Annotated in this window: 10 protein-coding genes; 4 read left to right on the top strand and 6 right to left on the bottom strand. The window is 37.2% G+C overall.

What is annotated here, in order from left to right; genetic code table 11:
* The first annotated feature begins 37 nt into the window (after window positions 1–37).
* The 3 genes from V7O61_RS02540 (at window position 38) to V7O61_RS02530 (ending at window position 3568) form a co-directional block, all read left to right on the top strand.
* The gene (locus V7O61_RS02540) at window positions 38–1210 is read left to right on the top strand and encodes a tyrosine-type recombinase/integrase (protein WP_407282838.1); all 1173 of its coding nucleotides are present in this window, start codon (window positions 38–40) and stop codon (window positions 1208–1210) included.
* Window positions 1211–1430: 220 nt separating this feature from the next.
* Window positions 1431–2582 carry a tyrosine-type recombinase/integrase gene (locus V7O61_RS02535; protein ID WP_407282839.1) on the top strand — a complete coding sequence of 384 codons (1152 nt, stop codon included), beginning with the start codon at window positions 1431–1433 and terminating at the stop codon, window positions 2580–2582.
* A 59-nt stretch (window positions 2583–2641) separates the two neighbouring features.
* Complete coding sequence (locus V7O61_RS02530; protein ID WP_407282840.1) at window positions 2642–3568, top strand: tyrosine-type recombinase/integrase; 927 nt, start codon at window positions 2642–2644, stop codon at window positions 3566–3568.
* A gap of 442 nt (window positions 3569–4010) precedes the next feature.
* On the opposite strand, the gene V7O61_RS02525 is transcribed toward V7O61_RS02530, so the two are convergent.
* A complete protein-coding gene (locus V7O61_RS02525; RefSeq protein ID WP_407282841.1) occupies window positions 4011–4622 on the bottom strand; it encodes a hypothetical protein in 612 nt (203 codons plus the stop codon).
* Between the two features lie 272 nt (window positions 4623–4894).
* Between V7O61_RS02525 and V7O61_RS02520 the strand changes: the two genes are divergently transcribed.
* Window positions 4895–6781 carry an ATP-binding protein gene (locus tag V7O61_RS02520; protein ID WP_407282842.1) on the top strand — a complete coding sequence of 629 codons (1887 nt, stop codon included), beginning with the start codon at window positions 4895–4897 and terminating at the stop codon, window positions 6779–6781.
* Here V7O61_RS02520 and V7O61_RS02515 read toward each other — a convergent pair.
* The 5 genes from V7O61_RS02515 to V7O61_RS02495 form a co-directional block, all read right to left on the bottom strand.
* The gene (locus V7O61_RS02515; RefSeq protein ID WP_407282843.1) at window positions 6775–9672 is read right to left on the bottom strand and encodes a type I restriction endonuclease subunit R; all 2898 of its coding nucleotides are present in this window, start codon (window positions 9670–9672) and stop codon (window positions 6775–6777) included. The genes V7O61_RS02520 and V7O61_RS02515 overlap by 7 nt on opposite strands.
* Window positions 9662–10924 carry a restriction endonuclease subunit S gene (locus tag V7O61_RS02510; RefSeq protein ID WP_407282844.1) on the bottom strand — a complete coding sequence of 421 codons (1263 nt, stop codon included), beginning with the start codon at window positions 10922–10924 and terminating at the stop codon, window positions 9662–9664. The genes V7O61_RS02515 and V7O61_RS02510 overlap by 11 nt, the downstream gene beginning before the upstream one ends.
* A complete protein-coding gene (locus V7O61_RS02505; protein ID WP_407282845.1) occupies window positions 10921–12414 on the bottom strand; it encodes an N-6 DNA methylase in 1494 nt (497 codons plus the stop codon). Before V7O61_RS02505 ends, V7O61_RS02510 begins: the two co-directional genes overlap by 4 nt.
* Complete coding sequence (locus tag V7O61_RS02500) at window positions 12411–13895, bottom strand: type I restriction-modification system subunit M (RefSeq protein ID WP_407282846.1); 1485 nt, start codon at window positions 13893–13895, stop codon at window positions 12411–12413. Before V7O61_RS02500 ends, V7O61_RS02505 begins: the two co-directional genes overlap by 4 nt.
* A 157-nt stretch (window positions 13896–14052) precedes the next feature.
* Window positions 14053–15771, bottom strand: coding sequence for a hypothetical protein (locus V7O61_RS02495; protein ID WP_407282847.1), 1719 nt, complete (start codon window positions 15769–15771; stop codon window positions 14053–14055).
* Window positions 15772–15780 lie beyond the last annotated feature (9 nt).

Raw genomic sequence — 15780 nt, 5'->3', positions numbered from 1 at the left:
TCACCTGCCTTGAAAGGTTCAAGGAAGGTAAGAGGAAATGTCATTACATGACTATGATGAACGGCTTAAAGGTGCTGAAAAGCGTATAAAAAATGCGTCTTATTCTGAAAGAGATAAAGAAGTACTCTTTAGCTACGAGGACGAACTTTTTACAGAGGATCTGAGTCTTTCACGCATATCAAAGTATTTGGGTCAATTAAACAGACTCCGATCTATGATGAATGTTGATTTTGAAGATGCAACCGAAAGAGATCTCAAGAATCTTGTTGGGAAAATCCAAAGAGATGAAAAACTTGCTGCATCAACAAAGAAAGACTATAAAATATGTATACGGAAATTCTATCAGTGGTTGACCCCAGAGGAGTATCCTTCTATTTTGGGATGGCTGACAATAAAAGAAAAGATCCGTAACTCAAAAGTTCCTGAAGATCTACTTACTGAAGATGATATTTTTAAAATGATCGAGGCATCCAACCATCTTCGTGATAAGACTTTAATTGCGACACTTTATGAATCTGCAGCAAGAATTGGGGAAATGGCCAACCTCAAAATAAAGCATGTCCATTTTGATGAACTTGGCGTACAGTTAACTTTGACTGGTAAAACTGGGATGAGAAGAGTACGTACTATTATTTGTGCACCTTATCTTGCATCCTGGCTTTCAATTCACCCATATCGCAATGACCCCGAAAGTTATGTTTGGATAAATATCGGGACACGTAACTATGGAAAACCCATGAATTACCATGGTTATAACGTTCTTTTAAAGAGGACTGCTCAAAAAGCAGGAATTAATAAAAGAATGTATCCACACCTATTCAGACATTCGAGATGTACAATCCTTGCCCAGAACCTAACTGAAGCTCAACTGGAAAAATATGTAGGCTGGGTACCTGGGTCAGATATGTCGGGGGTATATGTTCATCTTTCAGGTAGAGACCTTGATGGGGCGATATTAAAGCTGTACGGATTGGAAGTTGAAGAATCAAAACCTCAAATATCTTTTAAGCGTTGTCCACGATGTGGTACAACCAATGAGGCTACCAATAAAATCTGCAAAAAGTGTGGACTTGCGTTCAATATTAAAGATGCGATGAAATTGGATGAAGAATCCGAGGAATCGACAATTGAACTGATTGAAAGGATGAAGGATAATCCAGAGTTTAAATCTTTCCTTGAGGACTTGATAGGTAAGGCGCAACGCAAATAGGAATAATCTTTTAAATTATTTTAAGCCAATTTTAGCGTTTACTCTTCCATTCCATTCATTTTTTTTATTAAAATCATTATTCAGTAAGGCTAAATTTGTCCAAAAAAGGAGGTTCAAATCAAATAGTGGATTTGAAAAGTTATCCACTGGGAAAAGTATAAAAGCTTCTCTACTTACTTTTTTCTTGTAATATAAATCTCTCAAATATAAAGGAGACAATATGTACAGAATTGAGAAACAATTAACATCAATTGAGAACAGAATCAAAAATGCATCTTACTCTGAAGATGACAAGGAAATCCTCATGGAATATGAAGACTACCTCTTTGCTAAAGGAGTAGGTATTTACCGTGTTGTGAAACTTCTTGGTTTACTTAATATCATTGCTTCTGAGTGGGATGTGAGTTTCAATACTGCAACGAAAAAGGATGTAACAAAACTTATCAGCAGAATTGAAAGGAAAGGGTATGCTAAATCTACCAAAAATGATTACAAGAAGTGCATCAAGTCATTTTACAAATGGCATTACGATGAGGAAAAGCCATCCATTGTTGAATGGATTGAGATAAAACCAGTAAGGACTTCATCTGTTCAGAGAGAAGATTTGCTTACACATGATGAAATTATTGCTATGATGGATGTGGCTACCAATATCAGGAATCAGGCAATTATAGCAGTGCTTGCAGACTCAGGGGCAAGAATTGGAGAAATTGCAGGACTTCATATAAATAACGTTTGTTTTGATGAAACTGCAACCATTTCAGTCAATGGGAAAACTGATAAAAGAGATATCAGATTGCTCTACAGCGTTCCTGCTCTGTCCCAGTGGATGGAGATTCATCCACATAAACATAACAAAAATGCTCCCCTGTGGGTCAATACGGGTACAAGAAACCATGGACTGGAAATGAACTACGGTTCATTTTACATGATGATCAAACGAACTGCCAAAAAAGCGGGCATTTCCAAGAACGTACATCCTCACCTATTCCGTCATTCAAGAAGTACAGATCTTTCAAACCACCTTTCGGACTCCCAGCTCAAAGCCCATTTGGGGTGGAAACCTGGATCAGATATGCCTCAAAGATATGTCCATCTGACCTCAAAGGATGTCGGGGAAACTCTACTGGATATTGGCGGGTATAAGAAAAAGAAGGATAAGCCATTCCTGATAGACAAATTGTGCTATAAGTGCAATACCAGAAACAGTCCATCATCGAATCTATGCAGCCACTGTGGAGCACCGTTGGATTTGAAGGCAACAATGGATCTTGAGGAAATTCGAAAAGAGTTGAGTATTGAAATTACAAATCTGATTTCAATTGATCCTAATGTGAATTGTATATTGCAGGAGAATCTTTGTGTGGGGTAATAATAGCCCCACCTACTTGTTTTTTGAAATATAATACTGTAAAATATAAAGGGAACAATATGTACAGAATTGAAAAACAATTAACATCAATTGAGAATCGAATCAGAAATGCATCCTACTCTGAAGAGGACAAGGATATCCTCATGGAATATGAAGACCACCTCTTTGCTAGGGGAGTAGGTATTTACCGTGTTGTAAAACTTCTCGGTTTACTTAATCTCATTGCGTCTGACTGGGATGTGAGTTTCAATGCTGCAACGAAAAAGGATGTAATAAGCCTTATATGCAAAATTGAAAGGAAAGGGTATGCTGTATCTACCAAGAATGATTACAAGCAGTGCATCAAATCATTTTACAAATGGTATTACAATGAAGACAAACCAGCCATTGTAGAATGGCTTATGACACAACCTGCAAGGACTTCATCTGTTCAGAGAGATGATTTGCTTACACATGATGAAATTATTGCTATGCTTGATGCAGCTACCAGTATCAGAGATAAAGCAATTATATCAGTTCTTGTGGAGTCAGGGGCAAGAATCGGAGAAATTGGAAGCCTTTGTATCAAGAACGTTTGTTTTGATGAATATACTGCAACCATTTCAGTACATGGGAACAGAGGCATAAGAGAGATTAGATTACTCGACAGTGTTTCTGCTTTGTCCCAATGGATGGAAATTCATCCACAGAAACATAACAAAAATGCTCCCCTGTGGGTCAATACGGGTACAAAAAACCATGGACAAGAAATGAACTATGGTTCATTTTACATGATGATCAAACGAACTGCCAAAAACGCAGGCATTTCAAAGAACGTACATCCCCACCTATTCCGCCAAACAAGAAGCATAGAACTTTCCAAACATTTCACCGATGCAGGAATGAATGCTCATTTTGGATGGGTACCAAATTCGAATATGCCCCGTGCCTATGTTCACTTAAATGCAAAGGATATTGAACAGGCAATGCTGGCATACATGGATTGACAGAAAAGAAAACAAAATCCTTGCTGACATTTAAGCAATGTTACCATTGCGACACAAAGAATAGCCCTGAATCGAATCTGTGCAGCCACTGCGGACGGTCTTTGGATTTGAAGGCAACAATGGATCTTGAGAAAATTCGAAAGGAGTTGAATATTGAAATTACAAATCTTATTTCAATTGACCCTAATGTGAATTGTATGTTGCAAGAAAATCTTTGTGTGGGGGTAATACTCACCCCACTTTTTTTGGATATTTTTGGATATTATAGGGTCAAACTTCTTATCTGCAAGGGAGATGTCGAAACTCCCTATTCATATTGTGTATTATCGTTTATTGATGGAAAAGTAAACTCTATAGATAATTTTTGTTTTTGAAAAAAAATCCATCAATTGTATTCTTATATTAACTTTTGATGTAGTTACCTCGGACGATAGTCATTCATTTATAGCAATCTTTTAGATTTGGAGATAGCATACAAAACTTTACAAGAATATTTGTATCGAGTATATGGCACATAAAATGAAAATGGAGTGATAAAGAATAGACCCAATACTACAGCAAGTATAGTGGAATCAAACCTTTTGGCATACAGCATATAGAAGAATGAAAATAGGGACATTATTAACATTACTATTGCTATATTATGCGACATAAAAAATTGAGCCAAGATGCGCTCAATATGGTAATCATTTCCAGGAGGTAATTTAGCAATAATTTCATCTCTCTTTTTAAAGGCAGCTTTATAGGCAGCTTTATGGGCAGCTTTGCAGTTAACGTCACAGTCATCACAGCAGTCATCATAACAGTCACCATCTGTACATTTGTAAATATTGTGACGAAAAGCGTATTCTTCTGCAGTGATACCGAAGAATTGTATTACGAATCCTAGGGTAATTATAACTCCAATGAAAAGAGTTTCAGATTCATCAATATTAGCCATAAAAGGGATATTAATTTCCATTATGCTTGTCAGTAGGCGAAATATAGAATAAAATACAATACCTGGTATTGCAACTGTTAATATTACCCATAAATTATCAAGAAGTGATCTCAATATATTCTCCTCCCGAATAACTCCCTATATGATGTATATATTGTTTCTATTATATTTTATTATGGTATTTTATGAAAATATAAACCTCAACCTATTGTTTTTGTCAATCAAACTCAAAAAGAATTTTTTATATACTAACAATTCTTACTTATTGTAGATAGTACTAATTTTAAAATTAAATGTTGGATACCATTATGTTGGAAAGTGAATCCCAATCAAACTTATTCAATCCTAGATTTAGTACCCGTTTTTTCGAAAACTATGCAGGGAAAATGATAACTGATCCAAAAGTAGCAATAATAGAGTTGGTAGCTAATGCATGGGATTCAGGAGCAACTGAAGTTAGAATCATTTGGCCAGTTCGTCCAGATACCCATTTCGAAATATCTGACAATGGAAGCGGGATGACAAAAGAAGAATTTGTAAAAAGGTGGAGTGAATTTAATTATAATCGTGTAAATGCACAGGGTTCAACAGTCAAAATCGTAGGTTCTGCTAATATTGAAAGAGAGGTTTTTGGTAGAAATGGGAAAGGAAGACATAGTCTATTTTGCTTCTCAAAAAAGTACAAAGTTGAAACCTGGAAAAATGGAACAAAATCAGTTTTTACTGTAATAATGTCTTCAGGCGATGCTCCATATCAAATAGAGTTGACAGAACAAAGTGAACATATTGAACAGGGCACTAAAATATCAAGCAAATTTAGTTCTAAGTTAGAAGATAAAAAATGGTTGGAAGTAGACGAAGTAAAAGAGCTGCTAGGTACAAAATTCATAGTTGATCCCACTCACTTTAAGATATACCTCAATGATGAGTTAATTAGACACTCTGATATCCTTGAACATGCAAAAGAATACAAATATGAACTGTCCGACGATGAGACCATTTTAATTTATCTTATTGATAGCAAAGTTGTTGGGAGAACTGCTAAACAACATGGTGTTGTATGGTGGGTAAATGGTAGATTAGTAGGTGATCCATCTTGGAAAGATTTCAAAGGTAGTTTTCTTGATGGTAGATCTAGTGAAGCAAGAAGGTATACAATTATTGTAAAAGCTGATATTCTATCTGATGAGGTTAAAGAGGATTGGACAGGCTTTAATGAAACAGAAAGGGTTAAAATAGTACAAGAAAGTATTAACGCCTTTATTCTTGAAACAATTGGAGATTTAATGCAGGATGTGCGTAGGGAAGAAAAGATAGAGATCCTGAAATCCCAACGCAAAACACTGGGAGAATTAAGTACTCCTTCAAGAAATGCAATTGGGAGCTTTATAACACAGGTTCAGCAAAAGTGCCCTACCATAAAAACAAGTCACTTAGAGAATGTTGTCGAAGTTTTGGCAAACATGGAGAAAAGCAAGTCTGCATATAAGTTATTAAAGCAGCTTTCTAGTTTGAACCCAGATGATATGGACTCTTTATCGTGTATTCTGGATGAATGGGACATCATGGATGCAAAATTAGTTTTGGATGAACTTAAGAAAAGATTAGATTTGATCGAACAGCTAGAAAAGATAGTTGACGATCCAAAAACAGATGAGTTACATGAGTTACAACCTTTATTTGAATATGGTTTATGGATATTTGGTCCCGAGTATGAAAGCGTTGAGTTTTCATCAAATAAGTCATTAGCAACTGTTTTGAAAACACATTTTGATAATAATGGGATAAAATACCTTCAAAACCCAAGACAAAGACCTGACTTTGTTGTTCTTCCTGATTGTTCTTTTGGGATTTACAGTAGTGATAGATATGAGACAAAGGGTGAAAATGTCGAAGTATGTGGTACATCTAAAGTTTTAATAATAGAACTCAAAAGAGGTGGTTCTATAATTACAAATGAAAATGTCTATCAAGCGAATAACTATGCTACAGAACTCATAAGATCAGGGAAAATTGAACTTGATACTAAGATAGTATGCTATGTATTAGGAACAAAAGTAGATCCAATTATTAACCCAATGGGTATGGGTCAGGTAACTGTTCATCCCCGTTCCTTTAGTTTAGTATTGCGGCAAGCACATTCCAGAACGTTCAAATTAATGGACAAAATTCGTAAAAACAAAAATATAGAATATGAGAATGACAAAGAGGTTGAAGAAGTTCTAAAGCAAAAGGGTTTTGAGGACTTTGAATCGTATTCAGTGTCTCAATAATGCTCTCTGATATACTCATAAGCCTTATCGAACAACTCATTCTCCTTATGCAACTTATACCGCAACAAAGTTTTACGCAATGCCTTCTGAACATCCCTCTCACCTGCTGATGTCCATTGCCAGCCGTCAAATCGGGTATATTTAACAACCTCATCAATATCATTAACAATTCTTTCTACGATTGCTGGTGTCGTTTCAATCTTGCATTCAAGGAATAATTTTGTTAATGCTTGTTTAGTATCATCAACTGGCTCTGCTTCAGTTTCTCTTTCCAGTTTGACAGTGTCACGGGCTATCTCCAGGAGTTTCTTGAGGAAATCAATACTGCTTATTGCATTTCTGTAGTGCATTTCCTTTACTTTCTCCAGCCTTTCACCGAGCTCCTGGAATCGTGGATCATCTACATGAACGTGTAATCTCCACTCGATCTTCAAGGCAAGTTTCTTTCCTTTTACATCAGCATCTTTATCCGTGAGATGATCGAGAATATTAGCATCCATTATCAGGGTTTCAAGGTCATCCTTGATTGTTTGTACGGTGACGTTCTCATGGATGAGTTTCAATGTTTTGGCACCAAGGGCATGCCAGATAAGTTTTCCATTTCCACTTGGCGGTCTTATGGATTCATACACTTGTGTAAGCCATTTGTAATCCTTCTCATATTGATCCAAAAATGAATCAGGGGATATGGCTTCCCAGTGACGGGATAAATACGAATAATCTGCTGCAAAGAAATCTCTGCTTTCATCTGTTCTCAGACAATCCTGCGCTGCAAGCAGACCTTCATATCCATCAAGGGCTCTGTCAACACCTTCAAAGTGTGAAAGGCAAGTTTCCAAAGCGCGTGGGAACTCTGCTTTTAGCATTTCAATGTTGGAGATTACTGTTTTCATTTCCTCTACATCGAAATCCAAAGCTGATGCTACATTATCGAATATTCCAAGGTAGTCTATAATCAATCCATGATCTTTGTCTGGATAAGGTCTGTTTACACGACAGATTGCCTGCAGAAGGTTATGTTCCTTCATTGGTTTGTCAAGGTACATTGCCTGGTTAATTGGTGCATCAAATCCAGTAAGCAGTTTTGAAGTTACAATAAGAAGTTTCAGTGGGTCATTGGGATCTCTGAACCTGTCCAATAGTTTTTCCTGTTCATCATCTGTCAGAGAATAACTTTGCTTCCAGTCGTCGGGGTCCTTCTGTCGCAGTGTCATAACAACAGCAGATTCTTCAGGTGGCATGTGTTTGTCGATTTCCTGTTTGTACAGGTGACAGGCTTCTCTGTCCCATACGACAACCTGTCCTTTGAAATCATTAGGATCCACATGTTTCTTGTAATGCTGGACAATATCCTTACAGACTCTACTTATTCTGTCAGGTGTTTTTGCCAGGACTCCATATTTTCCTGCACGGTCAGAAAGTTCAGCTTTGTCACCGTAGCTAAGGTTATTTTCCTTTGCCATCCAGTCAAATTCTTCATCAATGGCTTTTTTATTAATGTGTAATTCAACGGGACGTGGTTCAAAGTAGATTGGCAGGGTTGCCTTATCTATGATAGACTGTTCGAAAGAGTACCGACTAAGATATCCATTCTCATCTTCTTCTGCTCCGAAGGTCCAGAATGTGTTTCTGTCTCTGGTATTGATTGGTGTACCCGTGAGACCAAAGAGGAATGCGTTTGGAAGAGCTTGTCTCATTTTCGTACCAAGATCTCCTTCCTGGGTTCTGTGGGCTTCATCAACAAGGACTATGATGTTTTCCCTGTCGTTGAGGACTCCTTCAGCTTCTCCGAATTTGTGAATGGTTGTGATTATGATTTTTCTTGTGTCCTGCTTCAGTAGTTGTTCCAGTTCTTCCCTGGAATCCGTCATGACGACATTCGGAACGTTGGAAGCGTTAAAGGTTGCACTTATCTGAGAATTGAGGTCTATTCTATCTACAACCACAAGCACAGTAGGACTCCTGAGTTCAGGGTTACGTCGTAGTTGCATAGCTGCGTAGACCATGAGCAAGGATTTACCTGAACCCTGGAAATGCCATATCAGACCTTTTCTGATTCTGCCTTCAATAACTCTCTGTACAATCTGTTTTGCAGCTTCATACTGCTGATAGCGACAGAGAATCTTAATCTTCTGACCACCTTTTGTGGTGCTGTATAAGGTGAAATCTTTCAATAGTTCAAGAACAACTTCAGGTTTGAGCATCCTATTAACGGAGCTTTTGACTTCATCCAGCAGATCGAATGCATCTTCCTCAGTCTCCCTCCATGGTTGCCATTTCTCTATTGGTAACTTTATGGAACCTACACGATAGACCTTGCCTTCTGTAGCAAAACAGAATACATTAGGTACAAAGATCTCAGTAACTGAATTCTGGTACTCTTCAAGTTGGGCAGCTCCATCTACCCATGAAACCGCAGGCCTTACAGGACTCTTTGCCTCCCCGATTACTAGTGGAATACCATTAACCAGCAGAACAATATCGGGCCTTCTTTCCTGACCACTCTTAAATGTGTACTGGGTTGTTACAATGAAATCATTGTTTTTGAGATCATCATAATCTATGAGCCTGACAGATACGTGTTCTCCGTTCTCTCCGAAAGGCATGGTCTTCTCATTACGTATCCACTCGGAAAACTCCTCATTTGCCCTTACAAGTCCCATTCCCTTTGCACTCTGGATAATAGCTCGAAGCTTGTAAAGAACCTCGTCAGCACGACCTGGCTCTTCAGCAATGGAAGGATTCAGTCTGATAAGAGAATCGATGAGATGCGTCTCAACCAGTACATCAGTTTCACTCCTTGGAAGCTGCTCTCTTGGTACAAATTTCCATCCCATATTTGTCAGAAGGTCTCTGACAAAATTCTCGACTGAATTTTCCTCATTGAACATTTTGAAGAGCCTCTAGGGGAATTTTTAGGTTTCCTGAAATCAAATTATTTGTAACTTTAAGTTTTAGATTTTCAATATTATTCTTATGTTCTTGATACTTTTGAATATTTCTATCTAATTCTAAAAAAATATCTGTGATTTCATTTTGTTCTGATAGTGGTGGAAGAAAAATAATTAAATCTCTGACATCAGCTAAATTAACTCTCGGTCTAGTGCTTCCAACTGTTTTTGCAACAAATTGATAATTGCAAATTGGAGAATTTAGCATATATTCAATAAACTTTTTATTTGCTTTTTGTGATGAAACCCTAATTCGTACTACATCAGAAGTTACAATGCCATTTTTCATATAAGCTGGCACTTCACATGTCTTGCCAATAGGATCACCTAACTTGGCAAGCACAATATCTCCTTCATTATATGAATGATAAGATAATTCGTCAGCTTTCTCTTTTGATATATATTTGATATCTTTAAGTATGAAGTTATTTCTCTCAATGTTCTGTAAACGAATAATTGGGACACCAGATTCTTTGTAGTCTTTAACTTTTAGATTTGATCCAAAAGGGCCTGCAACAATCGAGTCTTTATTTTCCCCTATTTCTGATAACTTTATAACATTCCAAGTTTCAGGTATGTCTCCATAATCAGTTTTTTTGAAGGAACTATGATTTATTCCTTTAGTTAATAATTTATTTAGAAATTCTTCTTTTACTTTTTGTGATACAAATAGGAGTTTTTCTATTCTATTTAGGTTATCTTGGATACTCCAAATTGTCTCAACAATTTTCTTCTGCTCTTCGATAGAGGGAATTACAACTTCCTCTTCTGCAAGTTGATTCCATTTTATTCTCTTTGAAAATGCACCAGCTGAAAGTGCTATAATTTTATTCTCGAAGGGTTCAAATTGCATGAAGATAGGCAAAAATCCCTTAACTATATGCTTCAGTATTGGCTCTAAAACAATGATATCGCCAGAGCAGACACCATTGAATGGAGCTACAGATACCCTTCTTAGATATGTGTTCCTTCTGGCAAAAAGAATGTCATCTTTTTCAAATAGCTTCATCGTAGATGTGACATCACTTGTACTGCCATATCGTTTTACAACTAGTTCTCCTGAATCAAGATGCTCTAATCCTACATATTTTTCATACCCAGACTCACCTGGATTATCTACTCTAACAGACTTTTGTTTTGCAAGTTCCTTGAACTTGATTTTTATCCAGTTCTCTGGAATATCCTGGTTCAATTTATAACCTCCTTGAGAACATCTGATAAATTACAATAGGATTCTTTTACCTGTTGCGAACTATTCTGCCACTCTGAAATAACCTCTTCAATAGTTTTTTCTTCTTGCTGATTCTCTTCTGAAAATTCAGGACGGGCATACAATGCAACATTAATAACATGTTTATTATCTCTTATTTCATCCAATGTAGCAATCTTTGTCCTTCCCGGCACTTCCTTAAAATCAGAATAACAATTGTATATACTGGAAATATGCTCTTCTGAAAGGAAACTCTGAGTTTTTTCCTTTATAATCTTGTCATATGCTCTGATAAAAAGGACTTTTCCTTTTCTTTCCTCTGGTTTATTTTTGCTACAGACTACAATACAGGAATCCATTGGAGAGTTGTAGAATAAGTTTGGCCCAAGTCCAATTACACAATCCACCAGATCATCCTCAATGAGCTTGCTACGCATATCCAATTCAGCATCCCTGAATAAAATTCCATGTGGCCAGAGTATCGCACATCTTCCTGTATCTTCCTTCAGAGAAGAAATTATGTGTTGGAAGAAAGCATAGTCTGCACATCCCTGTGGAGGTGTTCCATAGAGGTTCCTGCCCCAAGGATCATGTTGCCAGGCTTTTTGGTTCCACTTCTTTATGGAATATGGTGGATTGGCAAGAACCATGTCGAACTGTTTGACTTTGTCATTTTCAACAAATGCAGGATTTGAGAGAGTGTCTCCTCTTACAATGTGGAAATCCTCGAAACCGTGGAGGAACATGTTCATCCTTGCGATTGCTGAGGTTATGATATTGATCTCCTGCCCATACAGGCTGATATTCCTATACTCCTGACCGTTTTCCTTAGCAAGAAGGGCAGCATTGAGTAACATACCACCTGAACCACATGTAGGGTCATAGATACTCTCACCTGTTTTTGGGTCAACTATCATGCTCATCAGACGTACAACTGTACGGTTGGTATAGAATTCGGCAGCAGTATGACCGCTATCGTCAGCAAACTTCTTGATCAGATACTCATAGCCTGTACCAAACTCATCTTGTGGTACATTCTTGAGTGAAAGGTTGATAGTTGAGAAATGTTCAACAAGGTCTATCAGGATCTTATCGGTCAGACGGTTCTTGTTTGTCCAGTTTGTATCACCGAAAATACCTGCAAGCCTGTCAGGATTAGCTTTCTCAATCACACTCATAGCATCCTTGATAGCCTTACCAACATCTGTGGAAACATCCCTGACATCTTTCCAGTGAGCACCTTCTGGAACCTGGAACCTGTGGTTCTCTGCAAACTCTGCGTATTCCTTGTCTCCATCAGACTCTTCAAGAGCTTCCTGGTACTCTTCATCATAGACATCAGATATACGCTTGAAGAACATCAACGGGAATATAATGCTCTTATACTCTCCTGGATCAATAACACCCCTGAGAAGCACAGCAGCTCCCCAGAGATACTGCTCAAGTTCCTGCTGAGATATTGTTTTGCTCATAATACCCCCACCTCTTTCAGTAAAGCTTTCATCTTCTCCTCGGATTCAAGGAATTCATCATATGCATCATTCAATTCCTTGAAAGTCTCTTTAAGGTCAATCTCTTCAACAACAAGTTGCTTCCTGACATATCTGGAAATATTAAGATTGAACTCGTTCTCCTTGATCTCATCAATATCTACTACCTTACTGATGTCTTCAATATCCTCAAACTTCTCATACCATTCAAGGACCTGCTCAGCATGTTCCTCTAAAAAGAAATTCTGATTCCTTCCCTTCTGATACTGCTCAGAAGCATCAATAAACAGAACCTTATTCTTATTTGCTGCATCCTTCTGATTTCTGTATACAAGGATACATGCACTGATGCCAGTACCATAAAACAGGTTAGGTCCAAGACCAATCACAGCTTCCAGCAGATCATTCTCGATAAGCTTCTTCCTGATCTTACCTTCAGCTCCACCCCTGAACAATGCACCATGAGGCAACACAATTGCCATCCTGCCTGTCATTGGTGCCATGGATGATATCATGTGCTGAACCCATGCATAGTCTCCATTACTCTTTGGTGGTGTACCTGCATTATTCCTTCCAAAGGGATCATGCCCCCAGTGTTCATGTCCCCAGTTCTTCAAAGAAAATGGAGGATTTGCTATCACCGCATCAAACTGAGAAAGCATATCACCTTCATGGAAAGAAGGATTTCTCAGTGTGTCGCCTCTGATAATCTCAAAGTCCTGGACACCATGTAAGAACAGATTAATTCTGGCAATGGATGAGGTTGTCAGGTTCTTCTCCTGACCATAAAGTTTCAGTGTCCTCTCATCTCCACCTTTATTCTTGACATAATGATAAGCTTCCAGCAGCATACCACCTGAACCACATGCAGGATCATATATGGATTCCTTCTCCTGTGGCTTAAGAATACTACCCATTAAATGAACAACAGTCCTTGGAGTATAGAACTCTCCTGCCTTTCTATTGGTCAGATCTGCAAACTTCTTGATAAGGTATTCATAAGCCTGCCCCAGCATATCAGGTTCAACATACTTCTTGGAAAGGTTCTTACTGGAAAAATGGTCAATCAGGTCTATCAAAAGCTCATCAGATAATCTGTCCTTGTTACTCCAGTTAACATCACCAAATATCTCGTATAACTTGTCCTGATTTTCCTTTTCAATTTCACGGAAAGCATGCTGAAGTGCCTGACCAACATTGGTAGTTTTCTCCTTTACATCATCCCAGTGAGCACCTTCAGGAATTATGTAATCGTGTAGTTCTGGAAAAGATGCATATTCCTCGTCACCATCAGATTCATCCAATGCTTGCTTATATTCTTCATCGTAGACATCTGATATTCTCTTGAAGAACAGAAGTGGGAATATGTATGCCTTGAAATCAGACGCATCTACGGGTCCTCGCAGGATGTTTGCTGCATCCCATAGATATTGTTCAAGTTCTGAAAGAGTAATCTTTTCCATTATTGGAGTGGCTCCTTATGCTCTTTATAATGTTATACAAACCTTAGAATTAATGCATACATTGAGTCAACAATAAAAGTAAATTATCTTTTTAAAGGTATTTCTAAAAAATCTCTTAGATAAATAACATCTGACTCAATGTATATTAGTCCGATTTCTATTCCTTTGACATCTTTTTCTCTAATAGTGATTTAAAAATTCGGTCCACAACTTTTTTCGGATATTTACCACTTGATTTATCGGAAAAAAACCGATTCAATTCATCCTCTAGATCTTTATAAGGAATATCCTGCAAAGGAATAGTTACTTGATGTTGAGCACCTGTTCCAAAAGCTTCAAGGCCAACCGATATAACAACATCTTCTTTTATGCCAGTTTTTTGGTTAATCCTAATTTCTTCTATATCTTTTTTTATTAAAGTGACATCAGCATCATGTTTTTTGAAATCATCATGAATCTTTGTTACTTTTTCAAGTAGCAATTCGAATTGCTCTTCCTCTGAACCAGCTTCTTCAACTGCAATTATATCTTGTTGGGAGTTTTGTCTTTGAGACAGATATAGTAAAAAAGCCGTTGTGAAATCCTCGTTAACATATACATTTCCAATGTAATCCTCTTGGAAATATTCATTGAATTGTTCTTTGAAATCATTATACAAAATCGGCTCTATTTCCTGAAAGCCTTCAACAACAATAGCTATCACTTCTTTTTTGTGCCTGGTAAATTGTTCATAGTTCTCATCTGTGAAAATAGGATTCAAGTCTTTATGTACTTTCCACTGTGATTCTGAGTCAGCGCACGATATATTTTTAATTTTCCCATACCCCATTATTGCTCCAAATGGAGAATCTTGATATGAGTCTACAAGAAATAAAACATAATTATTTATTCTTGCAAACCTACCGCTCCCTGGTCCTTTTATATAAGTAAAATGGCCACCATCGGATGGTATATTTTCGAAATGCTCTTTTTTAACTTCAAGAACAATTCCATTAATATCTTCTTTTTCAAAAAGAGGCTCGTCACATCCACATTTTTCAAATATTGTTTTTTTATCAAAGCACAATATGTTTTTTTCTGAGAGTGTATCAACGCTTAAGTCTTCAAAACCATGAGCGATGGTAACTTTAAATGAATTATTAGCATCATCTGCATCTACCATCTGCTGTAAGTCAGCATTTGAAAGATTACCATCATAAACAATTGCTTTTCCTTTGATGTCTGGTAGCATCAAGCCATTTCTATTCTGAGTTGAAATTGATAAAAGATATTTTTGAAAAGATTCCCCTGCGTTTCCTTCAATGTAACTTGTCTCAAATCCATAAATGTTTTCCAAAAACCACTTTGATAGGTAGTGCCAATCAAACGGGTCCCCTGTATAACACATTGGTACATCTTTCGACAAAATATAGTCAAAGTTTCCTTTCTTATATCTTTCAATAAGTCCATTAATTTGAAAACCATTTTGAATCAAGAACCAATTGAGTTCTTTGTTTTCATAAGGGACATCTGTTATAATTTTGCCAATCCCCTTTCTTGCAAGTTGTTCTTCTACTTGTTGATAAAGGATTCTACCGTAATCATTCGATTTTGTTACTTCATCAATGAACAAACATTTCAACTCTGCAGATTCACCCGCAATTTTGACAATCGCCACACTAACCATCTTTGAATTCAACTGCCTCTCATTATAAACTGGCTTGTACAATGCATAGACGAGCCTATCCCCATTCGAGGCATCTTCCAAGGCTTTTTCAAGCCATCTGTTAAAATCAGGATAATATCCTATAAATCCAGAATTTTCTATAAGTAAGTCTTTAACCTCATCAAACTCTTCTTTTAAGTACAAAGTCCTAAATTGATCTTCACTTTCCACAGCGGTACT

This window comes from Methanolobus sp. WCC1, assembly GCF_045690315.1.
Lineage (GTDB): Archaea > Halobacteriota > Methanosarcinia > Methanosarcinales > Methanosarcinaceae > Methanolobus > Methanolobus tindarius.
The sequence above is the reverse complement of the archived record's forward strand: the minus strand, read 5'-3'. Positions and strand labels throughout refer to the sequence as shown.